Consider the following 24,467-nt stretch of genomic DNA (forward strand, 5'->3'; position numbering starts at 1 on the left):
TTACAGTTCGGCAGCGAGGCGTGAACCCTGATTGATAGCGCGCTTGGCATCCAGCTCGGCCGCCACATCGGCGCCGCCGATCAGGTGCACGTTCTGGCCCGCCGCGACCAGGCCGTCCTGCAGTTCGCGCAGCGGGTCCTGGCCGGCGCAGATGACGATGTTGTCCACCGCCAGCACTTGGGGTTCACCCTCGGCGCCAATGCGGATATGCAGGCCTTCATCGTCGATTTTCAAATACTCGACGCTGTTGAGCATCTGCACCTGCTTGTTCTTCAAACCGGTACGGTGGATCCAGCCGGTAGTCTTGCCCAGGCCGTCGCCCACCTTGGAAGTCTTGCGTTGCAGCAAGAACACTTCACGCGCCGGCGCATGGGGTTGCGGTTTGATACCGGCTACACCACCGCGGGCTTGCAGCTGGGTGTCGATGCCCCACTCTTTCCAGAACGCTTCGCGGTCCAGGCTGGTGGACACACCTTGGTGCACGAGAAATTCCGAGACGTCGAAACCGATACCACCGGCGCCGATCACCGCTACGCGCTTGCCTACCGGCTTGCGTTCGAGGATCACGTCCAGGTAGCTCAGTACCTTGGCATTCTCGACCCCCGGGATCGCCGGGGTACGCGGCGCGATGCCGGTAGCCAGGATGATCTCGTCATAACCGCCCGCCGCCAGTTGCGCCACGTCCACACGGGTATTGAGGCAAAGCTCCACGTGGGTGGTCTGCAATTTGCGTTTGAAGTAGCGCAGGGTTTCGAAGAACTCCTCCTTGCCCGGCACGCGCTTGGCGATATTGAACTGGCCGCCGATCTCGCTGGCGGAATCAAACAGCGTCACCTGATGGCCGCGCTCCGCAGCCACGGTTGCCGCCGCCAGACCGGCAGGACCGGCACCAACCACGGCGATCTTCTTGATTTGCTGCACGGGCAGGTAATTGAGCTCGGTCTCATAGCACGCGCGCGGGTTGACCAAACAGGTGGTCAGCTTGCCGCCGAAGGTGTGGTCCAGGCAGGCCTGATTGCAGCCGATACAGGTGTTGATTTCATCGGCACGGCCAGCGGCGGCCTTGTTGACGAATTCCGGGTCGGCCAGGAATGGGCGCGCCATGGACACCATGTCGGCATCGCCCTCGGCGAGGATCTGCTCGGCGATTTCCGGGGTGTTGATGCGGTTGGTAGTAATCAGCGGAATCTGCACCGCACCGCGCAGTTTGGCGGTGACTTTGCTGAACGCGCCGCGCGGCACCTTGGTGGCGATGGTCGGGATACGCGCTTCGTGCCAGCCAATCCCGGTGTTGATAAGGGTCGCACCGGCGCCTTCGATAGCCTTGGCCAACTGCACAATTTCTTCCCAGCTGCTGCCGCCCTCCACCAGATCGAGCATCGACAGGCGGAAGATAATGATGAAATTCGGGCCGACGGCTTCACGCACACGGCGCACGATATCCACCGCAAGGCGCATGCGGTTTTCGTAGCTACCGCCCCAACGGTCGGTGCGATGGTTGGTGTGGGCGGCGAGGAACTGGTTAATGAAGTAGCCTTCGGACCCCATGATTTCCACGCCGTCGTACTCGGCGACCTGAGCCAGCAACGAACAGGTGACAAAATCCTGGATCTGCTTTTCGATGCCTTCTTCGTCCAGCTCCTTGGGCTTGAACGGGTTGATCGGCGCCTGGATCGCGCTCGGTGCAACTTGTTTAGGGCTGTAGGCATAACGACCGGCGTGGAGGATCTGCATGCAGATCTTGCCGCCCGCCTCGTGCACGGCGTTGGTCACGATCTTGTGTTTTTGCGCTTCTTCGTCGGTGGTCAGCTTGGCCGCGCCGGCGTACACCCCGCCCTCGTCATTCGGGCCAATGCCGCCCGTGACCATCAGGCCAACGCCGCCACGGGCGCGCTCGGCAAAATAGGCGGCCATGCGTTCGAAACCGCCGGGCTTTTCTTCAAGGCCTGTGTGCATCGAGCCCATCAGGGTACGGTTGCGCAAGGTGGTAAAACCCAGGTCCAACGGGGCCAGCAGGTGCGGGTAGGCAACAGCGGTCATGGTCAAGCTCCACAACGGATCATCACGGGGGCGTGACAGGCTCATGCGGCCCGCCATCGGTTTATGTCCCACAGACTAAGAGCCGGCGCACTACCGCTCAATGACTGAAACTGACAAGTTATTGATCCAAATGCACAGTGCCCCTTGGCAAGCCGGCCCATGGGCCCTACCCTAGTCGGCGAACCCTGCACACGGTCTGTTGTCTGTTGCCCCATGCGTAAACTTCTAGCTTTTACCGCCACCATGGCCCTGGTTGCCGCCGTCGCCGCGTATCTGGTCTGGACCCAGGAGCGCCCCGTGGCGCATTACCTGTCGGACCTGCGCATCACCCTCGCCGTCAACGAAGGCCTGCCGGCTGACCGTGGCAACTTGCTGGGCATCCAGCCGGAGCTGTTTCCGGCCGACTACCAGAGCCTGGAGCGCCTGCACCTGAAGCTGTCGGCCTACCTGCAAAAAGCCCGCGACCAAGGGCTGATCAACGACAAGACCATCGTGGTACTGCCCGAACATATTGGCACCTGGCTGATGCTCATAGGCGAGAAGAACGAGGTCTACCAGGCTCTCCACGCGAAGGATGCGATGAATTGGCTGTCGGTCAGCAACCCACTGATGTTTGCGCGCGCGTGGATCAGCGCCACGGGCGACAACCGCACCGACGACGCCTACCTGCGCATGAAAGCCGATGGCATGGCGCGGGACTATCAGGTGTTGTTTGGCGGCCTGGCCAAGGAGTTTGGCGTGACCTTGGTGGCCGGCTCCATCACCCTGCCCAACCCAAGCGTCAGTCAGGGACAGCTGCAGGTCGGCCATGGTGCGCTGTATAACGCCAGCGTTGTCTTCAGCGCCGACGGTTTGCCCGTCGGCGAGCCGCAGCGTCAGCTCTACCCGATCTACGATGAACGTGGCTTTATCGAACCCGGTGATGAAAACGTCGTCAGCGTGGTCGACACCCCGGCCGGTCGACTGGGCGTGCTGGTGGGCAGCGACAGCTGGTACCCGGACAACTACCGCAAACTCAACGAACACGGCGCGCAGTTGATAGCAGTGCCGGCCCTTGTGCTGGGACGTGACACCTGGGACCGCCCATGGCGCGGTTTCAAAAGCGTCTCCACCCCGACTGAAATCAGCCTCAAGCCCGAAGAACTCAGTGAAGGCGAAGCCTGGCGCCGTCTCACGCTGATCAGCCAGCCGCCCGTCAGTCAGGCAAGCGCCGGCATGAGCGTGTTCCTGCGCGGACAGTTCTGGGACCTGGGCACTGCTGGGCATAGCTTCCTCAGCCGCAACGGGCACATCAGCGCAGATAGCGACGCCCGTGGTGCGCGCTTGTTGAATATCTGGCTGTGAAGCCCGTACGGCTGGGGGACCTGTCGGTGGGCTTCGTGCACACCCTGGCGGATGCCATCCACAGCCACGGCCTGGATCCGCAGCCGCTGCTGCTGCAATACGGCCTCGACCCGGCCCGCCTCGCCGAGGCCGGAGCACGCTTATCGATCCCGCGTTACATGCGCCTTGGCCATGCGGCCATCCAGCTCACCGGCGACCCAAGCCTGGGTTTGCGCATGGGCCAGTTCAGCCGCTTGAGCCAGTCAGGGCTCGCGGGCGTCACTGCCGCCCAGGCGCCCAACGTACGCGAGGCTGCGCGCACATTGACTCGTTTCGAAGCACTGTACGGCTCCAATTATCGCGGGCAGTCGAGCTTTGTCGAGGATGCCGAAGGCGCCTGGCTGCGCTTCTACTCCATCAGCCCCTACAACGCCTTCAACCGCTTTGTGGTCGACTCGATCATCGCCGGCTGGCTGCATCAATTGTCGAGCCTGGCCCAGCACCGGGTGCAGGCACAACGCATCGACATCGAATTTGAAGCACCGGTGTATGCCGATCAGTACCACGCGCTCGGAGACATTCACTTCAGCGCCGAGGCCAACCAATTGCGCCTCAACCAGCAAACCCTGGCCCTGCGCAACCCGCAGCACTGCCCAAGCACCTGGAACTTGTTGTTACAACTTTGTGAGAGAGAGTTGGAGCAATTGACCCGCACCCGCAGCCTGCGCGAGCGCATTACCCGGTTGCTCGGGCCGATGCTCAATGGCGGCCGGGAACCCGACCTGGAAGAAGTGGCGGCACGCTTGAAGCTGCCGACTTGGACGCTACGCCGCAAACTGGCCGAAGAAGGCACTCAGTTCCGCGCAATTCTCAACGATACCCGCCGCGACCTGGCCATGACCTATATTCGCGACACGGAACTGGCGTTCGGCGAGATCGCCTACTTGCTCGGTTTTGCCTCGGCCCAAGCCTTCCAGCGGGCGTTCAGGCGGTGGAACAACCAGACCCCAGGGGAATTTCGCCGCAGTCAGCGGCATTCCGCCTGAAGTCGGTCTTACAGCTCGGTTGCATCGTCTGCGGGTTCCAGCGGGTCCCATTCAAAGGCCTGGTACTCGAGCAGCTCTTCCTGGTAATCGTCCATGGGGGACTCCTTTTTTGAATTAAAAGCGGTTGCAAACAAATGACATTCATCACAAGCCTAAAGTGCCGTGATGACGAAAAAATGTCTGCGCCATGACGTTCCTGCACTTCAGGATTAAACGTAGCAGCGCTTTATGGATTTAGTCGCCAGGACTTGAGGTGCGATTGCAATCATTGCAATTGCAATCATATAAAGAATTCGATTAGGGTAGGCGCATCTGTTACCAGGTGACTCGCCCATGCCCGCCTCCACCCTTGACTGCGCGCAACGCTGCATCGACGTTTTGAGCGCCGCAGAAGACCCTCCCAGCTCACCGCTGTACACCGTGATGACCATGGCCAACACGCTCGAATCCAGCCGACAGGCGTGGGTGATTCGCGGCCAGTCACGCTCCCGGCGTGTGGGGAACTGGCCCCGCTGGTTTGCGCGCAATACCGTCGAAAAACCCTTGCTGTACCTACACAGCGCGCAATCATCGGCACAGTTGAGTGCGCTGGCGGACGTGACCCAGCAGCGCGGCATCCTGTGTAACGACATCGAAAACCAGCCTTCGCACTGGCCCAAAGGTGCACAACCTTCCCTGCCGCTGTGGCTCGCTACCCATCCACGTTGCACGCCGTACGACCCGGCTTCCGGCGAAGAAGCCCGGGCAATCGTGTTGGCTGGCTTGCACACGCTGTATGTCGACGGTGAACCGGGGTTTTATTACCTGGCGTTGCATGATCAGCAAAGCGCAGGGGTGCTGAGCGCGCAGGATCGCGAGGACGCGCTCAAGGGCATGTACCCAATCAAGCGTGACCACACGGGCGACGTACGTTTGCTCGGTGCGGGCCGGGCACTGGAAGACGCGCTGCATGCCGCACGGTTATTGAAGCAGGACTGGGACATCAAGGCCCAGGTGTGGAGTTGCCCCAGTTACACGCGACTGGCACGTGAGGCTGCAGCGGCTGAACGCTGGAATCGGCTGCACCCCACAGCGCCCAAGCGCAGTTGCCATCTGCGTGAATGCCTCGCCGCAAATGCGGCGCCGGTGGTTGCCGTCACCGGGTATCCGCAGGCGATTGTCGATCAGTTGGCCGCTCATATGGATGCGCGGTTTGTGGCGCTGGGAGCGGGGTCGGTGCAGGCCGGTGCGCCGAGTCGGTATTGGATTGTGGTGATGGCGCTGCGGGCGTTGGCGGATGAGGGGCGCATTGATATTCAGCAGGTGGAAACAGCGATGGCCCGGTACCCACTCAAATGAATTGGAGCTCCCACACTGGATCTCCACTGAGTTTCAGGATTTGCGCCGGCTGCGGGTCTGTACCCCGGCCTCCATCGCCAGCCCCGCCGTGCGCTCCAGCGCATCCGCATACCCCTGGCGCTGCGCCGGTTCGATCTGCGACAGGAACAACTCATCCACCGTGCTTTCGTAGATCTTCCACATTTTTTTACGCAACACCCGGCCGGCATCGGTGATCGAGGCAAACGCCGCGCGGCCGTCGCCATCGGAGCGCGAACGCACGACCAAGCCATCCTTTTCCAGGCGGTCGACCAGACGCGTGAGGTTGTAGCGCTCGATGGCCAACACATCCGCCAGCTCGTGCATGCGGCGGGTGCCATCGGGCCCGCTTTCCAGGCCCCACAAGGCGTCGTACCAGGCATAGGGCGGCAAGTCCGCCTCGGCCAGGCGGCGTTCGATTTCACGGATGACCGTCCTGTGGGCCCTGACAAAACGGAACCATACATCAGGCTCTTTCGACGACATGCAACACCATCCGAGGGATTTCAAGAAGGTTGCAATAGTAGCTCATCCCGCGCTAGATTCGGCTATGTAGTTGCAATTGCAATTACATTGACGGCACTCCCACGAGGAGCCCGTCACTTGAATTCCGCCTACCCTGGAGCTTCACATGACCCCGAACAACGCAGTCAGACGCGACGACGATCCACAGGAAACCCGCGAGTGGCTGGAGTCCATCGAATCGGTGTTGTCCACCGAAGGCCGCCCGCGCGCGCACTACCTGATCGATCAGTTGCTGGATTTCGACGTGGCGCGGCATGGCGACTTCTATGGGCGGGTTACCACCCCCTACGTCAACACCCTCCCGGTGGACCGCCAACTGCCCTACCCCGGCAACCTGGCCATCGAACGCCGTACCAATGCGTTTATTCGCTGGAACGCCATGGCGATGGTATTGCGCGCAGGCAAACACTCCGGCGTTGGTGGGCATATTGCGACCTATGCGTCAGCTGCTGTGCTGTATGACGTAGGCTTCGATCACTTCTTCCGTGGGCGCACCGATACCTTTGACGGCGACCTGGTGTATATCCAAGGTCACTCCTCACCTGGTATCTACGGCCGCGCCTACCTGGAAGGCCGCATCAGCGAAGCGCAGCTCGACAACTTCCGCCGCGAGGCCGGTGGCGAGGGCATTTCGTCCTATCCGCACCCACGGCTGATGCCGGACTTCTGGCAATTCCCCACCGTGTCCATGGGCCTCGGTCCGATCACCGCCGCTTACCAGGCGCGCTTTATGCGCTATCTGGAATTGCGCGGCCTCAAGCAGCACCAAGGGCGCAAAGTCTGGGCCTTCCTCGGTGATGGCGAAATGGACCAGCCGGAATCCCTGGCCGCCATCTCCCTGGCGGGTCGCGAGAAACTCGACAACCTGATCTTTGTGGTCAACTGCAACCTGCAACGCCTGGACGGCCCAGTGCGCGGCAACGCCAAGGTGATCCAGGAGTTCGAAAGCCTGTACCGCGCCGCCGGCTGGAACGTGATCAAAGTGATCTGGGGCGGTGGCTGGGACGCGCTACTGGAAAAAGACCAAAGCGGCCTGCTGCGCCAGCGCATGATGGAATGCGTGGACGGCGACTATCAGAACTACAAGTCCCAGAACGGCGCTTATGTGCGCGAACATTTCTTCGGCAAATATCCGGAATTGCTGGCGTTGGTTGCGGACATGTCCGACGACGATATCTGGAAACTCTCACGGGGCGGGCATGACCCGGACAAGGTCTACAACGCCTACGCCGCCGCCGTGCGCCACAGCGGCCGACCTACCGTGATCCTGGCGAAAACCGTCAAGGGCTTTGGCATGGGCGAAGCTGGCGAAGGCCAGAACATCAATCACCAACTCAAGAAAATGGGCGCCGACGCTGTAAGAGCCTTCCGCGACCGCTTCGGCCTGGAAGTGGCCGACGACCAGCTCGCCGATATCCCGTACATCAAGCCTGCCGCGGATAGCGAAGAAGCCCGCTACTTCGCTGCACGCCGCCAGGCCCTCGGCGGCTACGTACCGGCGCGACACAGTGCGGTCGAATCGTTGCAAATCCCTGAACTGAGTGCCTTCGCCACCCAGCTTAAAGACACCGGCGAACGCGCGATCTCCACCACCATGGCCTTCGTGCGCGTCCTTGGCACCCTGCTCAAGGACCCGCACCTGGGCAAACTGATCGTGCCCATCGTGCCAGATGAATCGCGTACCTTCGGCATGGAAAGCCTGTTCCGTCAGATCGGTATTCATTCCGCCGTCGGCCAGCTCTATACCCCACAGGACGCCGGGCAACTGAGCTACTACAAGGAGAGCAAGGACGGACAGATCATGCAGGAAGGCCTGAATGAATCCGGCGCCATTTCCTCATGGATCGCGGCGAGTACGTCCTACAGCAACCACGGTTTGATGACCGTTCCGTTCTATATTTTCTACTCCATGTTCGGCTTCCAGCGCGTCGGTGATCTTGCCTGGGCGGCAGGCGATGCAAGGGCGCGCGGCTTCCTGCTCGGTGCCACGGCCGGCCGCACCACGCTGATGGGTGAAGGCTTGCAACATGACGATGGGCACAGCCATATCCTATCGTCGGTGATTCCGTGCTGTGTGTCTTACGACCCGACGTTTGCCTACGAGCTGGCGGTGATCATTCGCGAAGGCATGCGGCGGATGTATGTCGACCAAGAGGACATTTACTACTACATCACCCTGCTCAACGAAAACTACCCGCACCCAGCGATGCCTGATGGCGTGGAAGATGGAATTCTCAAGGGCTTGTACCGATTGAACGCCAGCGAGCAGGCTCAGGTGCAACTGATGGGCAGTGGCTCAATCCTGCGGGAAGTCATGGCGGCGGCTGAATTGCTGGAGAAAGACTTTGGCGTGCAAAGCAACGTGTGGAGCGCAACCAGCCTTACCGAATTGCGTCGCGATGGCCATGACGCCGAGCGCTGGAACCTGCTGCACCCGAAGAGCGAGCCACGGATAAGTTATGTGGAGCAATGCTTGGCCGGCGAAACGGGACCCGTGGTGGTGGCGACAGACTACATGAAACTTTTCGCCGATCAGGTCCGCCCTTTCGTACCTGGCCGGCGCTTTGTGGCATTGGGTACGGATGGCTTCGGGCAATCGGATACCCGAGAAACCCTGCGGGCATTCTTCGAAGTGGACCGGCACTTCATCGTGCTGGCGGCCTTGAAGGCGCTGGCGGATGACGGTGTGATCGGTCGCGATAACGTCAGCGAGGCAATCAGCCGCTACGGGATCAACGTCGACAAGACGAACCCCGCAGCGGTCTGAGTTACTGTGCAGGCGTCGGCAGGGGCGGAATCGCTTCGGTCGGCGCAGGCAGCTCCGGGTTCGTGGCAGCCGGTGCAGGCTCTGCTTGCGGGGCAATCGGCGCGGCCTCGGCAGGCGGCGCCACGGGTTGTGAAGTGGCAGGCGGGTCGTTCGGCGGCTCGACCTTCTCGACCGTCTCGGCAGCCGGGGCGGCTTTAGGTTCCGGCACCCCCAGGTCAGCCTTCGGCTTCTCAGGGATATTCTCGGCCTTCTTCACCTCTTGCGGCAGGAACACGTCCACCAGCGCAAAGTAACGATCGTAGAACTTCGGCGCGGACACGGTCTCACTGGCCACTTTCACCATCGAGTCATCGGTAGAGCCGATTGGCATCGACACGGACCCCAGCACACCCACACCCACACTCGCGGAGTTGTTGACCTTCTTCAGCGCGTAGCGATCCTGCAAGGCGTTGGCAAACATTGTTGAATGGTTGGTGCCTTTGCCATCATCGGCACACACCACGTTGAAGCTAATCTGCAGGTGGCTCTCGCCCGTCTGCTGAAAGCTCTTGTTACCCACGACCACTTTCGAATCGTTACTGGTGATGATGTAGCCCTGGCTAAGCAGGGCACGGCGCGCGGCTTCGCACGCGGCGACATCACTGACCGGGTAATCCCGCGAAAACGTGCCGGAGTCGTCGAAACTCTCATGTTCATAGATAGCGGTCTTGGGTGACGAGCAGCCCGCGGCGCCCGCCAACACTAGCGCCACCCCAAGGCTACGCAAGTAAAATGATGTCGACATTGAAAATCCCGAGGAAAACAGTCAGGGCGGTATTGTGCAACAGAACGAGGCCTTGGCGCGCGCATTCCTGTCGGTAAAACGTCACAGCCCTACGAGACGCCACCTGTAGGAAAAAGCCCGGCGCACAGGTGATCAATAAATACGCGCAATTTAGCCGACGCATGGTTGAGGGACTCGATGGTGGTACTGATCTGGGCGCGCTGGCAACTTCCGGATTTTGCCGGCGAACGCGGCACAAAACAAAACGCTTGGGGCTGCATCAAGTGCTGACATTGCCAGGCATTCGTCCGGTGCTGTGGGTGACCTTCACCTACGTGCTGGCCCATAACATTCTCTATACCTATATCGCCCCGCTGCTGGTACCGGCGGGAATTGTTGCGGATATCGATCGGGTGCTGCTGGTGTTCGGCCTCGCCGCATTGTTGAGCATCTGGCTGGCAGGCGTATTGATTGGTCGGTGGTTGCGCGCACTGCTGCTGATCAGTTGCGCGCTGTTTGGCCTGGTCGCCTTGGCGCTGGCGTTCTGGATCGACCTGCCAGCGGTCATCTACACCGCCGTCGCGCTATGGGGCCTGGCCTTCGGCGGACTGCCCGCGCTCCTGCAAACAGCGCTGGCCAAGTCGGCAGGCGAGTCGGCGGATGCGGCGCAGTCGATGCTGGTGACCGGCTGGAACCTGGGCATCGCGGGCGGCGGTTTGGCAGGCGGCGTGTTGCTCCAGGGATGGGGTGTCGGCACATTTCCATGGGCGGTTGTGCTGCTAATGCTGCTGCCCTGGCCGGCGCACAAAAGGCTTCGCCCCAACAACTGGCCCGGCCATCCCTCCAGGTCGAACATTGAAATGCGCTCATATCCGCAGGACTCATAAAACCGAACCAGGTCGCCGGTCCCGCCGCCGTAGCAGTCCACACGCAAACGCCTCACTCCCGCAGCACGGGCACGGTCGTCGGCGAACGCCATGAGGCGCCGACCAATACCCCGTACGCGCTGATCCCGCGAGGCGATCAGCAGCCGCACATAGACCTCAGGTTCTGTCGCTGCGGGCACATAAGCCATGGGCTCGCCCAACACGAGTGCCGCCAGGACCTGGCCGCTGCTGTCCTGTGCCACCCACGCACCCGGCATCGCGCAGGCATCGGTTACTTGCGCAACCCGCCGCGGCGAGGCTGACCAGGGCTCAGTTCCCCATTGACCGTGATTGCCCCTGGACCCGAACCAGACAATCACTTCGTCGAACACCTGCAAAACCGCCGGGGCATCCGCCACACTGGCGCGGCGGATCACCACCCCCTCACTTCCTTGATCGAACACGCTTAAAACTCCTTGGTCCGCGACAGTGAATGCCCAGTCTAGCGCACATAAAAAACCCCCGGACTGTTCAGGCCGAGGGCTTTTTTGTTCAAACCGACATCAGTACTTCTTGATGTCAGCCTTGATTTCCAACTGCTTGCGGTAGGCCGCGAAATCCTGCTGACCGATACGCGAAGCGAGGAAGCGGCGGTATTGCGCCTTTTCTTCGTCCGTTGGTGCAGCGGCTTCGTTGACGCCGTTCAAGCGAACGATCACCAGGCTACCGTCAGCCAGGGTCACGGTGGTAAAGGTCGGCTTGTCCTTGGCCGCAGGCTTGGGCATGCGGAACAGGGCTTGCAGCACGGCAGGGTCGATCGCTTCCTGGCTACGAGTAGCCGCTTCAGTGACCTTCCACGCCTGGCCGTCGACCGGCTGGTTCAGCGGGGTCTTGCCATCACGCAGGCTGGCGATCAACTCGTCAGCGTGAGTCTTGGCAGCCGCGCTGGCGCGCTCCTTGGCCATCTGCGTACGAATCGAGGCATTGACGCTTTCCAGCGGCAGTTGCGCAGGCTTCAGATGCTCCTTGGCACGCAGCACGATGATGGTTTCCGGGTCCAGCTCGATGGCGGCGCTGTTGGCACCCTCATCCAACACTTCCGGGCTGAACGCAGCGGTGACCACGGCACGGTTGGCCGCAACACCTTCGCCACCTTCACGGCCAAACGGCGCGGAGGTATGCACGGTCAGCTTCAGGTCGGACGCCGGCTGGGCCAGGTCGGACGCTTCAAATGCCGCATCTTCCAATTGCTTGGTCGCTTCGACAAAACGCTGCTCGACTTGCTGGGTCTTGAGCTCTTTGGTCAACTTGTCTTTCAGGCTGGCAAACGTAGGCACTTGCGGTGCCTCAACGCCCAACAGCTTGATCAAGTGCCAACCGAAGGTGCTGCGCACTGGTGCCGAGACCTGGTCCTTCTTCAACGCGTACAACGCGGTTTCAAACTCCGGGTCGTAAACGCCTGGGCCGGCAAAGCCCAGATCGCCGCCACTGTTGGCCGAACCTGGATCCTGAGAGAACTCCTTGGCCAGGGCTTCGAATTTCTCGCCCTTGGCCAGGCGAGCCTGGATTTCTTCGATCTTGGCCTTGGCTTGTGCGTCGGTGACCTTGTCGTTGACTTCAATCAGGATGTGCGCAGCACGACGCTGTTCAGCGAGGTTGGCGATTTCTTTCTGATAGGCAGCCTGCAGTTCATCGTCCTTGACGCTGACCTCGTCGAAGAAGGACGACTTCTTCAATTCCAGGTAGTCGATAACCACTTGATCAGGGGTCATGAACTCTTTGGCGTGCTGGTCGTAGTAAGCCTTGACCTCGTCGTCGGTGAGTTTCACCGCGGCAGGGTTGGCCTTGATGTTGACGGTGGCGAAGTCGCGGGTCTGTTTTTCCAGACGGGCGAATGCCAGCACTTCGGCGTCGGTGACGAAACCACTGCCGGCGATACCTGCGCGAACCTGGCCGATGAGCATTTCCTGGGTCAGCATCTGACGGAATTGCATACGGCTGTAGCCCAACTGACGAATCACCTGGTCAAAGCGTTCGGCGCTGAACTTGCCGTCCACCTGGAACTCCGGCGTCTGCAGGATCACCTGGTCCAGCGCAGCTTCAGAGAAGCCAAACTTTGAATCGGCCGCACCTTGCAGTAGCAACTTGCGATCGATCAGCCCCTTGAGGGCCGCCTCGCGCAGCAGTTTTTCGTCCAGCAGCGAAGCATCGAAATCCTTACCCAGCTGTTGCATCAGCTGGCGACGTTGCATGTCGACGGCTTGGCTCAGCTCGGTCTGGGTGATCTCTTCACCGTTGACCTTGGCCACGTCCTGTTTACTGTTACCCGAAGCCTGGAAAATGGCTTCGATACCGGTGAACGCCATCAATGCGACGATGATCCCGATAATGGTCTTGGCAATCCAGCCTTGTGAATTGTCCCTGATATTTTGCAGCATGCGTCCCCCAGAAACGGTTGAACTTCAAAAATAGGCAACCGTGGAGCGTGGGTAGAGTCCGGATAGAAGAAAGGCGCATCCGAGGATGCGCCTTCTCGTAACTGGCGGAGCGGACGGGGGTTTGAACCCACACCCCCGGCGTAGTGACCCAATGGATACGTAGGTCAGCTGCCGCTCCGCTGCCAGGCCAGACTTGCGTCCGACCCGGGTAGGTAAGGCTTGAGCTAAGCTTAGTTAACGGCTTCTTTCAGGGCTTTACCGGCTTTGAAACCTGGTTTCTTGGCAGCAGCGATTTGCAGTGCTTTGCCAGTCTGTGGGTTACGGCCAGTGCGGGCTGGGCGGTCAGTCACAGAGAAAGTACCGAAGCCTACCAGGACCACGGAGTCGCCGGCCTTCAGAGCGCCAGTGACGGATTCGATTACTGCATCCAGCGCACGGCCAGCAGCAGCTTTCGGGATATCAGCGGATGCAGCGATAGCATCAATCAGTTCCGACTTGTTCACTCTAAGTCCCCTTATATTTCTATTGAGTATGATTCTAAGTTTTTTGGTAAAAACAAAAGCCAGTGCTGAATGGCCTACAGACACTTAAGAGCCGCTTTATAACAAGGGCTCTAAAAAGCTGTCAAGGAAGCCCCCCGGCTTAATCGCATTAATGCGTGCTAATTCTTTCCTTGGAATCTGACTCGCGCTTTTCATCCTTCGCGACAATCTCCGGAGCCACATCCGGCAAGGGCTCCGGCGCGTATTGCAGCGCAATTTGCAGGACCTCGTCAATCCATTTAACCGGTTTAATCTGAAGATCTTGCTTGATATTGTCAGGAATTTCTTTCAAGTCGCGAACATTCTCTTCAGGAATGATCACAGTCTTGATGCCACCTCGGTGGGCGGCGAGCAATTTCTCTTTCAAACCACCGATAGCCAATACTTGGCCACGCAGGGTGATTTCCCCGGTCATTGCGACATCGGCACGCACCGGAATGCCAGTCAAGGCCGACACCAGGGCCGTGCACATGCCTACGCCTGCGCTAGGGCCGTCCTTCGGGGTCGCCCCTTCCGGCATGTGAATGTGCGTGTCGTGCTTCTCATGGAAGTCCAGGGGGATACCCAGGCTCTTGGCGCGGCTGCGCACCACAGTCTGCGCGGCAGTGATGGATTCGACCATCACGTCACCCAGCGAACCGGTCTTGATCAGTTGGCCTTTGCCCGGGATCACCGCAGCTTCGATGGTCAGCAATTCGCCGCCCACTTGGGTCCACGCCAGGCCAGTAACCTGCCCTACCTGATCCTGTTGCTCGGCCAGGCCGTAACTGAATTTACGCACGCCCAGGAAGTGCTCCAGGGAGTCGGCGGTGACTTTCACCGAGAAGCGTTTTTCCTGCGCATGTTCCTTGACCGCTTTGCGGCAGATTTTCGCGATCTGGCGCTCCAGGCCCCGTACACCAGCCTCGCGAGTGTAATAACGCACGATGTCACGGATCGTTTCGAGCTCGAATTCGATCTCGCCCTTCTTCAGGCCGTTGGCCGAAATCTGCTTGGGCGCTAGGTATTTGACCGCAATGTTGATCTTCTCGTCTTCGGTGTAGCCCGGCAGACGAATCACTTCCATCCGGTCCAGCAGCGCTGGCGGGATGTTCATGGAGTTGGAAGTGCACAGGAACATTACGTCGGACAGGTCGTAGTCGACTTCCAAGTAATGGTCGTTGAAATTGTGGTTCTGTTCCGGGTCGAGCACTTCGAGCAGGGCCGATGCCGGATCGCCACGCATGTCGCTGCCCATTTTGTCGATTTCGTCGAGCAGGAACAGCGGGTTGCGCACACCCACTTTTGTCATCTTTTGAATCAATCTGCCTGGCATCGAACCGATGTAGGTCCGGCGATGACCACGAATTTCCGCTTCATCGCGTACACCGCCGAGGGCCATGCGTACGAACTTACGGTTTGTGGCACTGGCAATCGACTCGGCCAACGAGGTTTTACCCACGCCTGGCGGCCCCACCAGGCACAACACCGGCCCGCGAATTTTCTTCACGCGCTTTTGCACAGCGAGGTACTCGAGGATGCGTTCTTTGACTTCCTCGAGGCCGTAGTGATCGGCGTCGAGGATATCCTCAGCGCGAGCCAGGTCCAGGCGCACCTTAGTCTGGGCCTTCCACGGCACCTGCACCAGCCAATCGATGTAGGAGCGCACCACAGTGGCTTCAGCCGACATCGGCGACATTTGCTTGAGCTTGTTCAGCTCGGCGTTGGCCTTGGTCAGGGCGTCTTTCGGCAGGCCGGCGGCATCGATGCGCTTTTTCAGCTCTTCGATTTCGTTGTGGCCTTCCTCGCTGTCGCCGAGCTCTTTCTGAATGGCCTTCATCTGCTCATTCAGGTAGTACTCGCGCTGGCTGCGCTCCATTTGTTTCTTCACACGGCCCCGGATGCGTTTCTCAACCTGCAACAGGTCGATTTCGCCATCCAGCAGCGCCAGCACATGCTCAACACGGGCCGACAGGTCGATAATTTCGAGGATGTCTTGCTTCTGCTCGATTTTCAGCGCCATGTGGGCGGCCATGGTATCGACCAGGCGGCTTGGCTCATCAATGCTGTTGAGGGAGGACAGCACTTCAGCCGGGACTTTCTTGCCTAACTGCACATACTGCTCGAATTGCGAGAGCAGGCTGCGTACAAAAACTTCGGACTCACGTTCAGGGGCTTCGACTTCGTCGATCAACGCGACTTCAGCGCGCAGGTGGCCGTCCACCTCCATGAAGCGCTCGACCGCGCCCCGTTGCTCACCTTCCACCAGCACCTTGACAGTGCCATCAGGCAGCTTGAGCAGTTGCAGCACGGTAGCAATGGTGCCCACGCGATACAGGGCGTCTTCGCCTGGATCATCATCAGCAGGATTTCTCTGGGCCAACAGCAGGATCTGCTTGTCACCCGTCATCGCAGCCTCGAGGGCTTCGATAGACTTCTCGCGACCCACGAACAGCGGGATAACCATGTGCGGATAGACGACGACATCACGCAACGGCAGGAGAGGCAATTCAATGGTTGTCTTCATGATTTCGCCTCTATGACAGTTGAAAAATAAACTTGAAACCAAGATGGGGGCTGCATGCAAAAAAAACAAGCTTATTGCCAGCAGTTAAACGCAGTAAACGCTTTGGAGTAAAAAACGCTGTAAAAACAAAGGGGCCCCTGAAGGACCCCTTGTTTATACCGAAACTGCGAAACGCTTACGCGTCTGGCGCAGCCTTGGCAGCCGGCTCACTGTTTTCGTAGATATACAGCGGCTTGGACTTGCCTTCTATGACGCTTTCGTCAATCACCACTTTACTCACCTCGGACTGCGAGGGGATTTCGTACATGGTGTCGAGCAACACGCCTTCCAGAATCGAACGCAGGCCACGCGCACCCGTCTTACGCTCCAGTGCCCGCTTGGCCACTGATTTGAGTGCGTCGGTACGGAACTCAAGGTCTACACCCTCCATCTCGAACAGCTTGGCGTATTGCTTGGTCAGGGCGTTTTTCGGCTCGGTGAGGATCTGAATCAAAGCAGCCTCATCCAACTCGTCCAACGTGGCCAGGACCGGCAGACGGCCAACGAATTCCGGGATCAGACCGAACTTGACCAGATCGTCAGGCTCGACTTCACGCAGGGACTCGCCCACCTTCTTGCCTTCTTCCTTGCTGCGCACTTCTGCACCGAAACCAATGCCACCCCGGGTGGAACGTTGCTGGATAACTTTTTCCAGCCCGGAGAATGCACCGCCACAGATGAACAGGATGTTGCGCGTATCAACCTGAAGGAATTCCTGCTGCGGGTGCTTACGGCCGCCTTGTGGCGGTACGGAAGCAACCGTGCCTTCGATCAGTTTCAACAGGGCTTGCTGCACGCCTTCACCGGAAACATCCCGAGTGATCGACGGGTTGTCAGACTTGCGCGAAATCTTGTCGATTTCGTCGATGTAGACAATGCCCATCTGGGCCTTCTCTACGTCGTAGTCGCACTTCTGCAGCAGCTTCTGAATGATGTTCTCGACGTCTTCACCCACGTAACCAGCCTCAGTGAGGGTGGTGGCGTCGGCGATAGTGAACGGAACGTTCAGCAGACGAGCGAGGGTTTCTGCAAGCAAGGTCTTACCCGAGCCTGTAGGACCGATCAGCAAGATGTTGCTCTTGCCGAGCTCGACTTCGTCGCCTTTCTTGTCACGCTGGTTCAAGCGCTTGTAGTGGTTGTACACCGCTACGGCCAGAACCTTCTTTGCACGCTCTTGACCAATAACGTACTGGTCAAGGATGCCGCTGATTTCTTTAGGCGAAGGCAATTTATGCGCGCTGCTTTCGGCCTGGGCTTCCTGCACCTCCTCACGGATGATGTCATTGCACAGGTCGACGCACTCGTCGCAGATAAAGACCGAGGGGCCGGCAATCAATTTGCGTACTTCATGCTGGCTTTTGCCACAGAAGGAGCAATAGAGCAGCTTGCCGTTGTCCTCGCCGTTGCGGGTGTCAGTCATTCGTTCGATCCAAATCCGATAGGCTTGCAACACAAGATGAAGGCTTATGCGGGCTTTTTCAAGCCCACCAGTGGTCGGACATGCCGACCAGCCCTATTTTGAGCGGCTTATATTAAGCGGGGCGCTTGTCGATCACGGCGTCGATCAGCCCGTAGTCACGCGCGGCTTCGGCACTCATGAAGTTGTCGCGGTTGGTGTCGCGCTCGATTTCTTCGAGAGTGTGCCCGCTGTGCTTGGCCATCAGCGTATTGAGACGCTCGCGAATGAACAGGATTTCCTTGGCGTGGATTTCGATATCCGACGCCTGGCCCTGGAAACCGCCCAATGGCTGGTGAATCATAACGCGCGAGTTAGGCAGGCAGTAACGCTTGCCCTCAGCACCTGCGGTCAGCAGGAATGCACCCATGCTGCAGGCTTGGCCGATGCAGGTGGTCGATACATTCGGTTTGATGAACTGCATGGTGTCGTAGATCGACATGCCCGCAGTCACCGAACCACCCGGCGAGTTGATGTAGAGATGGATATCCTTGTCCGGGTTTTCCGCTTCAAGGAACAGCAGCTGCGCACAGATCAGGTTGGCCATGTAATCCTCTACGGGGCCCACCAGAAAGATCACTCGCTCCTTGAGCAGGCGCGAGTAGATGTCGTAGGCGCGTTCGCCACGAGCGGACTGCTCGACAACCATCGGGACCAGGCCGCCAGCGGCCTGGATATCAGAGTTCTGCTGAATATAGGAATTACGGAACATGCTCTGCAGTTACTCCCAAATAGTCATGTCTTGAAAACGCATAAGCCAGCGCGAGGCTGGCTTATGGTTGTATTTCCAACGAGTTGGACAATCAGTCGGCTTGTGCTGCTTCTGCCGGCTTGACTGCTTCTTCGTAAGAGACCGCTTTATCGGTCACCTTAGCCTTCTGCAGAACAGTATCCACAACTTGTTCTTCCAGCACAACCGAACGTACTTCGTTCAGCTGCTGGTCGTTCTTGTAGTACCAAGCCACAACCTGCTCAGGCTCCTGGTAGGCCGAAGCCATTTCCTGGATCATTTCGCGAACGCGGTCTTCATCAGGCTTGAGGTCGAACTGCTTGACCACTTCTGCCACGATCAGACCCAGCACGACGCGGCGCTTGGCTTGCTCTTCGAACAGTTCGGCCGGCAGTTGATCAGGCTTGATGTTGCCACCAAACTGCTGAACAGCTTGTACGCGCAGGCGATCCACTTCGTTCGACAGCAGGGCCTTAGGCACTTCTATCGGGTTGGCGGCCAGCAGACCGTCCATAACTTGGTTCTTGACCTTGGACTTGATGGCCTGACGCAGCTCGCGCTCCATGTTCTTGCGAACTTCGGTGCGGAAGCCTTCGATGCCGGTTTCCTTGATGCCGAATTGAGTGAAGAACTCCTCGTTCAGCTCAGGCAGCTTAGGCTCGGAAACGCTATTGACGGTCACGGTGAACTCGGCGGCCTTGCCGGCCAGGTCCAGGTTCTGGTAGTCAGCAGGGAATTCCAGGTTCAGAACACGCTCTTCGCCGGCTTTGGCGCCAACGAGGCCGTCTTCAAAACCAGGGATCATGCGGTTGGAACCCAGCACCAGCTGAGTACCCTTGGCAGAGCCGCCAGCGAAGACTTCGCCGTCAACCTTGCCAACGAAATCGATGTTCAGCTGGTCTTCGTTCTGGGCAGCACGCTCGGCCACTTCGAAACGGGTGTTCTGCTTGCGCAGGATTTCCAGCATGTTGTCCAGGTCCGAATCAGCCACTTCGGCGCTCATGCGCTCGATAGCAATACCATCGAAACCGGCCACTTCGAATTCTGGGAACACTTCGAATACGGCAACGTATTCCAGGTCCTTGCCCGCTTCCAGGGACTTAGGCTCGATCGACGGCGAACCTGCTGGGTTCAGCTTTTGCTCAACCACTGCCTCGTAGAAAGAAGCCTGGATTACGTCACCAACAGCTTCCTGGCGCGCATCAGCACCAAAACGGCGCTTGATTTCGCTCATTGGCACTTTGCCTGGACGGAAACCAGCGATCTTGGCCTTTTGGGCAGTCTGCTGCAGACGCTTGTTGACCGCAGTCTCAATACGCTCTGCCGGAACGGTGATGCTCAGGCGGCGCTCGAGAGCAGTAGTATTTTCAACAGAAACTTGCATGGATATTCCTCGTTGCACAGACGTTAGCCGGCCATTTCCGACCCCAATCAAGGGCATGCATTCTAGTGGGTCAAACTCAAGAAGTCACCCTACTGAAAATACGCCCGAAAACAGCCGGCAATTTATCGGTACGAAGGCACTGACGCACCTCGCCCCGGTGACAAATACAGCCAAGTACGCCAGGGCTCTGCGCCGCCTCTTCTATATATAGAAGAAGTCGTCTATCCCCCTTGGCGGTCAACCCCTCAAACAGGGCCAGCAGGCAGTGCGGCATCATCGAGATACATAAATACGACGAAACGCCCTGCCGTTGCGACCCACTACCTGCAGCCGCCGAATATTCGTACCGCTGAAACCAAAAAAGGCGCCAGACTGTTAAATCTGGCGCCTTTCGAATATGGGGTGGACGAAGGGGATCGAACCCTCGACAACGGGAGTCACAATCCCGTGCTCTACCAACTGAGCTACGCCCACCATATTGCGTTAACAAAGAAACCAAACTACTTCTTTGTTGAGCCCTGCCCTGCCTTTCGACATGACCAAGCCGTGTTTGGTGCGGATGAAGAGACTCGAACTCTTACGCCTCGCGGCGCTGGAACCTAAATCCAGTGTGTCTACCAATTCCACCACATCCGCGCTTGTAGCTCTTAAAGCAAAGGCGCCAGACGATTAATCTGGCGCCTTTTCAAAATATGGGGTGGACGAAGGGGATCGAACCCTCGACAACGGGAGTCACAATCCCGTGCTCTACCAACTGAGCTACGCCCACCATCTAGCGTTACTTGTGCCAAAGCTGCCTAATGGCGCACCCGGCAGGACTCGAACCTGCGACCATCCGCTTAGAAGGCGGATGCTCTATCCAGCTGAGCTACGGGCGCCTGATTAATCTGTACTCTTGGAGGATTACAAACTAAGTGCTTCCAGCCTTACAGAACAACACTCTATTCTGCTCGACCTTCTTAACCAGTGCTAGGCTGTGCCCGACAAGTGCGACGAATAGTATAGAGGGCCTGGAAACCCGTCAAATCTTTTTTGAAAAAAACTGATTTTATTTAAGGGGTTAGGGCAATTTGCAGACCAAGCGCCTTTGCCCTCACGTCATGGCATGCGAGAATGCGCGCACTTTTCTTCCCCCTCTCGATGGTTAATCACGCGTAATGACTGCACAACTTATCGACGGCAAATCAATCGCCGCCAGCCTGCGCCAGCAGATCGCCAAACGCGTCACCGAGCGTGGCCAGCAAGGCCTGCGCACGCCTGGCCTCGCGGTGATCCTGGTCGGCAGCGATCCTGCGTCCCAGGTTTATGTCTCGCACAAGCGTAAAGACTGTGAAGAGGTCGGCTTTATTTCCAAGGCCTACGACTTACCTTCCGAGACCACCCAGCAGGCGCTTACCGACCTGATCGACGGTCTCAACGACGACCCGAAGATCGATGGCATCCTGCTCCAACTGCCTTTGCCCGAGCACTTGGACGCGTCCAAATTGCTGGAGCGCATCCGCCCGGACAAGGACGTCGACGGCTTCCACCCTTACAACGTCGGCCGCCTGGCCCAGCGTATCCCGCTGCTGCGCCCGTGCACTCCGAAAGGCATCATGACCCTGCTGGAAAGCACCGGTGTCGACCTTTACGGCCTTGATGCCGTGGTTGTCGGCGCGTCCAACATCGTCGGCCGCCCGATGGCCATGGAACTGCTGCTGGCCGGCTGCACCGTGACCGTCACCCACCGCTTCACCAAAGACCTCGCCGGCCACGTTGGCCGCGCCGACCTGGTCGTCGTCGCCGCCGGTAAGCCGGGCCTGGTCAAGGGTGAGTGGATCAAGGAAGGCGCCATCGTCATCGACGTGGGCATCAACCGCCAGGAAGACGGCAAACTGGTGGGTGACGTGGTGTACGAAACCGCCATGCCCCGCGCCGGCTGGATCACTCCAGTACCCGGCGGGGTTGGCCCGATGACGCGTGCCTGCCTATTGGAAAATACCTTGTACGCCGCAGAAACCCTGCACGATTGATAACCAGGCGTACTGAAAAAGCCCTGCCTTATCGCAGGGTTTTTTATTGCCCGCAAAAAAACTTTTCTCTTAGTTTTTAGGAACTTTCATCTGGCTTTAGAAGAACATTCGACAGTTTCCGATCCATACTTCTAAAATGTAACGGCATTTATCAAAAAACCGTTCCCGAACGGTATTTCCTTACTTTTTTAGCGAGTTCATCCGCGTGAAAATTCGTCTCTCTCTTGTCAGCCTATTTTTTGCTTTCACAGGCACCTTCGCGCAAGCAGCCGAAACCACCCAGGCTCCGCGTGATACCTCCAAGCTGCAAATCGCTTCAGGCAGCGCAATGCTGGTGGACCTGCAGACCAATAAGGTCATCTATTCCAGCAACCCCGACGTGGTGGTGCCCATTGCCTCGGTGAGCAAACTGATGACCGGCCTGATCGTGCTCGAAGCCAAGCAGAACATGGATGAGTACATCGATATCAACATCAAGGACACGCCGGAAATGAAAGGTGTGTTCTCCCGCGTGAAAATCGGCAGCGAAATGCCGCGCAGAGAGATGTTACTGATCGCCCTGATGTCGTCAGAAAACCGCGCCGCTGCCAGCCTGGCCCACCACTACCCAGGCGGCTACCCAGCATTTATCGCGGCGATGAACGCCAAGGCCAAGGCGCTGGGCATGACTAGCACCCATTACGTCGAGCCTACTGGCCTGTCGATTCATAACGTGTCCACCGCCCGTGACCTGAGCAAACTGCTGGCCGCCGCGCGCCACTACCCGCTGCTCAGCCAACTGAGTACCACCAAGGAAAAGACCGTTTCGTTCCGCAAGCCCAACTACACGCTGGGCTTCTCCAACACCGACCACCTGATCAACCGCGCCAACTGGGACATCAAGCTGACCAAGACCGGCTTCACCAACCAGGCCGGCCACTGCCTGGTGCTGGTGACCAGCATGGGTAACCGCCCGGTGTCGTTGGTGATCCTGGATGCCTTTGGCAAATTCACTCACTTCGCCGATGCCAGCCGGATTCGTAACTGGGTAGAAACCGGCAAGAGCGGCTCGGTGCCGGATGTGGCATTGCGCTACAAGGCTGATAAGAACCTGAAGAACCGCTCGAACGCTGCACAAGTGCGTCGCTAAACACGTACTGCCTATGTGGGCGCTGGCCTGCCTGCGATATCACCGCGGTGCAACTGAAACACCTCAGCGCCTGCATCGCGGGCAAGTCGAAGCGTCGAACCGCCGGCTCCCACACAAGCCCGCTCTCACAGTTTGATCCGCGGTGTTTACTTCCTTTCCGCCAACACCTTCAGTGCCTGCGCCGCCGCCCGCTCCTGCCCGGCCTGGGCCGTTGCATTAGCCGAATCACGCCAGCGTTGAGCATCCACATTGGCCGGCAACTGGCTTGGGCGCTGGGTGACGATTGCCCAACTCCCCGCGCTCTTCCACTTCGATTCAAAGGCGCTGAAGCTCATCAAGAGGCGCCGGTCCATCCCGGAGCGCAGCAGCACAGTACTTTTCTGCTGATTGAACCCGACCACGACCACGTAGTGCGCGTCAGACCACACCCCGCCGCCAATTCTCGCCATCACCGGGTAACCCGCCGCCACCTGCGCCAGCACCGCCGTCAGCTCTGCATCCAGCGGGTACACCATCAGCCCGTATTCACGCGCCAGCACCTGCATGTTGCGTTCAAGGTCCGCTTCGGCGCCCGGTAAACGCAGCGGCTTATCCAGCAAGCCCGGTGTCATGACAATGCCTTGTTGCGACAGCATGCTGGCTAAAGCCGTAGGACCGCTCTGATAAGCCTCGCCGCGAAAAGTCGGCACGCCATTGAGCTCGACACGCTCCGGCAGGCCCACCAGCCTCGACGGGGTTGCAGAGCAGGCCGCAAGCCCCAGGGCACAGGCGAGCAACAAGGATATTTTAAGGTTCGACCGTAACCGCAATTTTCTACTCTCTTGATCAACTGCCGGTGAGGGCCCTGATCATAGGACGCTCTGCCACGTGGGTATAGCCCGCAGGCTTAGTAAAGGGGGTGGATAGAGCAAAGAAGTTGGACAGACACGACCATTGGTCAATAGCAGGCAACCTCCGCCTAGCTAGACTGTCACTTGGGAAGACTGTGTGTGCCCCGTACGGGGCGAAAGGAGGCCCGAATGAGCCTTGCAACAACGATTTTACTGTTGATCTGCGGTTGGCTGGCGGTAGCCGGGGCCATGTTGTGGGGGGTGTTGCGCATTACCCGCCGGCACTATCACCCCCACGTCAAACCCGCCAAGCCCCACAAGGCAGCGGTGCATCACGCCTAGCCAGGCATGTAATTAAAGTCCTGAGTCGCTGCGACTTCCTTGCCGTGGCCATGCTCCAGGGATGCGAGCACGCTCGTGCCCATGCTGGACTCGAATAACGTCACATCCAGGCGATGATCCCCGGCGTCACTTCAAAAAAACACCCGTCATCCACGCGTTTTCCATCCACTCGCTCAGCCATCAGGTCGTTCGGCGCTTCTCCCTTCAAGCCGATCCAGGTTTCGATCGGGTCGGCTTGGGGAATGAGACCGGCGCAGGCCGATAACAGCAGCACAGCACAGAGGGCGGGCATCAACAACAGGGGTTTGCAATCCTGCTCCCTTAGAGGTTCACGCATGCTCGGGCTGATAAAGACCGCACTGCAACAGCCGTA

Annotated in this window: 17 protein-coding genes, 4 tRNA genes and 3 pseudogenes; 8 read left to right on the forward strand and 16 right to left on the reverse strand. The window is 58.9% G+C overall.

The genetic code is table 11. The annotated features are described in order from the left end of the window. Nucleotides 1-2,040: an NADPH-dependent 2,4-dienoyl-CoA reductase gene (locus AACY44_RS15375; protein ID WP_339418071.1), complete on the reverse strand. Its 2,040-nt coding sequence runs from the start codon at nucleotides 2,038-2,040 to the stop codon at nucleotides 1-3. Nucleotides 2,041-2,253: 213 nt separating this feature from the next. Between AACY44_RS15375 and AACY44_RS15380 the strand changes: the two genes are divergently transcribed. The 3 genes from AACY44_RS15380 (at nucleotide 2,254) to AACY44_RS15390 (ending at nucleotide 5,747) form a co-directional block, all read left to right on the forward strand. Then, nucleotides 2,254-3,384, forward strand: coding sequence for a carbon-nitrogen hydrolase family protein (locus AACY44_RS15380; protein WP_339437210.1), 1,131 nt, complete (start codon nucleotides 2,254-2,256; stop codon nucleotides 3,382-3,384). Next, a complete protein-coding gene (locus tag AACY44_RS15385; RefSeq protein WP_339438282.1) occupies nucleotides 3,381-4,409 on the forward strand; it encodes an AraC family transcriptional regulator in 1,029 nt (342 codons plus the stop codon). Before AACY44_RS15380 ends, AACY44_RS15385 begins: the two co-directional genes overlap by 4 nt. A 333-nt stretch (nucleotides 4,410-4,742) precedes the next feature. Next, nucleotides 4,743-5,747, forward strand: a complete 1,005-nt coding sequence (locus AACY44_RS15390; protein WP_339456976.1) for a transketolase-like TK C-terminal-containing protein — start codon at nucleotides 4,743-4,745, stop codon at nucleotides 5,745-5,747. 33 nt (nucleotides 5,748-5,780) lie between these two features. Here AACY44_RS15390 and AACY44_RS15395 read toward each other — a convergent pair whose 3' ends face one another. Next, on the reverse strand, nucleotides 5,781-6,251 hold the full coding sequence (locus tag AACY44_RS15395) for a MarR family winged helix-turn-helix transcriptional regulator (protein ID WP_339417980.1): 471 nt from the start codon (nucleotides 6,249-6,251) through the stop codon (nucleotides 5,781-5,783). 145 nt (nucleotides 6,252-6,396) lie between these two features. Here AACY44_RS15395 and aceE point away from each other — a divergent pair, with 145 nt between their 5' ends. Beyond that, complete coding sequence (gene aceE / locus AACY44_RS15400) at nucleotides 6,397-9,057, forward strand: pyruvate dehydrogenase (acetyl-transferring), homodimeric type (protein WP_339438279.1); 2,661 nt, start codon at nucleotides 6,397-6,399, stop codon at nucleotides 9,055-9,057. Nucleotide 9,058: 1 nt separating this feature from the next. On the opposite strand, the gene AACY44_RS15405 is transcribed toward aceE, so the two are convergent. Continuing rightward, nucleotides 9,059-9,841 (reverse strand): DUF2242 domain-containing protein, encoded by a 783-nt coding sequence (locus tag AACY44_RS15405; protein ID WP_339437205.1) that lies wholly within the window; start codon nucleotides 9,839-9,841, stop codon nucleotides 9,059-9,061. Nucleotides 9,842-10,015: 174 nt separating this feature from the next. Here AACY44_RS15405 and AACY44_RS15410 point away from each other — a divergent pair. Further along, nucleotides 10,016-10,707: pseudogene (locus tag AACY44_RS15410) on the forward strand (MFS transporter); the annotation flags it as partial. 38 nt (nucleotides 10,708-10,745) lie between these two features. Here AACY44_RS15410 and AACY44_RS15415 read toward each other — a convergent pair. The 11 genes and pseudogenes from AACY44_RS15415 to AACY44_RS15465 all read right to left on the reverse strand — a co-directional run. Beyond that, nucleotides 10,746-10,964: pseudogene (locus AACY44_RS15415) on the reverse strand (GNAT family N-acetyltransferase); the annotation flags it as partial. Between the two features lie 285 nt (nucleotides 10,965-11,249). Further along, nucleotides 11,250-13,124 carry a SurA N-terminal domain-containing protein gene (locus AACY44_RS15420; RefSeq protein WP_339417987.1) on the reverse strand — a complete coding sequence of 625 codons (1,875 nt, stop codon included), beginning with the start codon at nucleotides 13,122-13,124 and terminating at the stop codon, nucleotides 11,250-11,252. A 230-nt stretch (nucleotides 13,125-13,354) separates the two neighbouring features. Continuing rightward, the gene (locus AACY44_RS15425) at nucleotides 13,355-13,627 is read right to left on the reverse strand and encodes an HU family DNA-binding protein (RefSeq protein WP_003174819.1); all 273 of its coding nucleotides are present in this window, start codon (nucleotides 13,625-13,627) and stop codon (nucleotides 13,355-13,357) included. Between the two features lie 148 nt (nucleotides 13,628-13,775). Then, nucleotides 13,776-16,172, reverse strand: coding sequence for an endopeptidase La (lon, locus tag AACY44_RS15430; RefSeq protein ID WP_339456978.1), 2,397 nt, complete (start codon nucleotides 16,170-16,172; stop codon nucleotides 13,776-13,778). A 175-nt stretch (nucleotides 16,173-16,347) separates the two neighbouring features. Continuing rightward, complete coding sequence (gene clpX, locus AACY44_RS15435) at nucleotides 16,348-17,631, reverse strand: ATP-dependent Clp protease ATP-binding subunit ClpX (RefSeq protein ID WP_017136464.1); 1,284 nt, start codon at nucleotides 17,629-17,631, stop codon at nucleotides 16,348-16,350. Between the two features lie 112 nt (nucleotides 17,632-17,743). Beyond that, on the reverse strand, nucleotides 17,744-18,379 hold the full coding sequence (gene clpP, locus AACY44_RS15440; protein ID WP_017848147.1) for an ATP-dependent Clp endopeptidase proteolytic subunit ClpP: 636 nt from the start codon (nucleotides 18,377-18,379) through the stop codon (nucleotides 17,744-17,746). Nucleotides 18,380-18,470: 91 nt separating this feature from the next. Continuing rightward, nucleotides 18,471-19,781: a trigger factor gene (tig, locus tag AACY44_RS15445; protein ID WP_339417991.1), complete on the reverse strand. Its 1,311-nt coding sequence runs from the start codon at nucleotides 19,779-19,781 to the stop codon at nucleotides 18,471-18,473. Between the two features lie 398 nt (nucleotides 19,782-20,179). Next, a tRNA-His gene (locus AACY44_RS15450) sits at nucleotides 20,180-20,255 on the reverse strand. 77 nt (nucleotides 20,256-20,332) lie between these two features. Next, a tRNA-Leu gene (locus tag AACY44_RS15455) sits at nucleotides 20,333-20,417 on the reverse strand. Between the two features lie 57 nt (nucleotides 20,418-20,474). Then, nucleotides 20,475-20,550: transfer RNA gene (locus AACY44_RS15460), tRNA-His, on the reverse strand. A 32-nt stretch (nucleotides 20,551-20,582) separates the two neighbouring features. After that, nucleotides 20,583-20,659: transfer RNA gene (locus AACY44_RS15465), tRNA-Arg, on the reverse strand. Nucleotides 20,660-20,938: 279 nt separating this feature from the next. Between AACY44_RS15465 and folD the strand changes: the two genes are divergently transcribed. Further along, entirely contained in the window at nucleotides 20,939-21,793 is an 855-nt protein-coding gene (gene folD, locus AACY44_RS15470; protein ID WP_339530572.1) for a bifunctional methylenetetrahydrofolate dehydrogenase/methenyltetrahydrofolate cyclohydrolase FolD, read from the forward strand. Between the two features lie 205 nt (nucleotides 21,794-21,998). Beyond that, nucleotides 21,999-22,922 carry a D-alanyl-D-alanine endopeptidase gene (pbpG, locus tag AACY44_RS15475; RefSeq protein WP_339427860.1) on the forward strand — a complete coding sequence of 308 codons (924 nt, stop codon included), beginning with the start codon at nucleotides 21,999-22,001 and terminating at the stop codon, nucleotides 22,920-22,922. Nucleotides 22,923-23,068: 146 nt separating this feature from the next. Here the strand turns inward: pbpG and AACY44_RS15480 are convergent, their stop codons facing one another. Next, on the reverse strand, nucleotides 23,069-23,731 hold the full coding sequence (locus AACY44_RS15480) for a C39 family peptidase (protein ID WP_339417993.1): 663 nt from the start codon (nucleotides 23,729-23,731) through the stop codon (nucleotides 23,069-23,071). 210 nt (nucleotides 23,732-23,941) lie between these two features. On the opposite strand from AACY44_RS15480, the gene AACY44_RS15485 reads away from it, so the two are divergent. Continuing rightward, nucleotides 23,942-24,094, forward strand: a complete 153-nt coding sequence (locus AACY44_RS15485) for a hypothetical protein (RefSeq protein ID WP_339417994.1) — start codon at nucleotides 23,942-23,944, stop codon at nucleotides 24,092-24,094. Here AACY44_RS15485 and AACY44_RS15490 read toward each other — a convergent pair. After that, nucleotides 24,091-24,431, reverse strand: a pseudogene (locus AACY44_RS15490) (PA0061/PA0062 family lipoprotein). The gene AACY44_RS15485 and the pseudogene AACY44_RS15490 sit on opposite strands and share 4 nt — an antisense overlap. Nucleotides 24,432-24,467: the final 36 nt, after the last annotated feature.

This window comes from Pseudomonas sp. RA_15y_Pfl1_P11, from assembly GCF_963970975.1.
Taxonomy (GTDB): domain Bacteria; phylum Pseudomonadota; class Gammaproteobacteria; order Pseudomonadales; family Pseudomonadaceae; genus Aquipseudomonas; species Aquipseudomonas tritici.

What these genes read in the sequence shown, in the direction of transcription:
- AACY44_RS15375 (WP_339418071.1), bottom strand. Translation starts at nt 2,040, where the DNA reads ATGACCGCTGTTGCCTACCCGCACCTGCTGGCCCCGTTGGACCTGGGT.
- AACY44_RS15380 (WP_339437210.1), top strand. Translation starts at nt 2,254, where the DNA reads ATGCGTAAACTTCTAGCTTTTACCGCCACCATGGCCCTGGTTGCCGCC.
- AACY44_RS15390 (WP_339456976.1), top strand. Translation starts at nt 4,743, where the DNA reads ATGCCCGCCTCCACCCTTGACTGCGCGCAACGCTGCATCGACGTTTTG.
- AACY44_RS15395 (WP_339417980.1), bottom strand. Translation starts at nt 6,251, where the DNA reads ATGTCGTCGAAAGAGCCTGATGTATGGTTCCGTTTTGTCAGGGCCCAC.
- aceE (WP_339438279.1), top strand. Translation starts at nt 6,397, where the DNA reads ATGACCCCGAACAACGCAGTCAGACGCGACGACGATCCACAGGAAACC.
- AACY44_RS15405 (WP_339437205.1), bottom strand. Translation starts at nt 9,841, where the DNA reads ATGTCGACATCATTTTACTTGCGTAGCCTTGGGGTGGCGCTAGTGTTG.
- AACY44_RS15420 (WP_339417987.1), bottom strand. Translation starts at nt 13,124, where the DNA reads ATGCTGCAAAATATCAGGGACAATTCACAAGGCTGGATTGCCAAGACC.
- lon (WP_339456978.1), bottom strand. Translation starts at nt 16,172, where the DNA reads ATGAAGACAACCATTGAATTGCCTCTCCTGCCGTTGCGTGATGTCGTC.
- clpX (WP_017136464.1), bottom strand. Translation starts at nt 17,631, where the DNA reads ATGACTGACACCCGCAACGGCGAGGACAACGGCAAGCTGCTCTATTGC.
- clpP (WP_017848147.1), bottom strand. Translation starts at nt 18,379, where the DNA reads ATGTTCCGTAATTCCTATATTCAGCAGAACTCTGATATCCAGGCCGCT.
- tig (WP_339417991.1), bottom strand. Translation starts at nt 19,781, where the DNA reads ATGCAAGTTTCTGTTGAAAATACTACTGCTCTCGAGCGCCGCCTGAGC.
- folD (WP_339530572.1), top strand. Translation starts at nt 20,939, where the DNA reads ATGACTGCACAACTTATCGACGGCAAATCAATCGCCGCCAGCCTGCGC.
- AACY44_RS15485 (WP_339417994.1), top strand. Translation starts at nt 23,942, where the DNA reads ATGAGCCTTGCAACAACGATTTTACTGTTGATCTGCGGTTGGCTGGCG.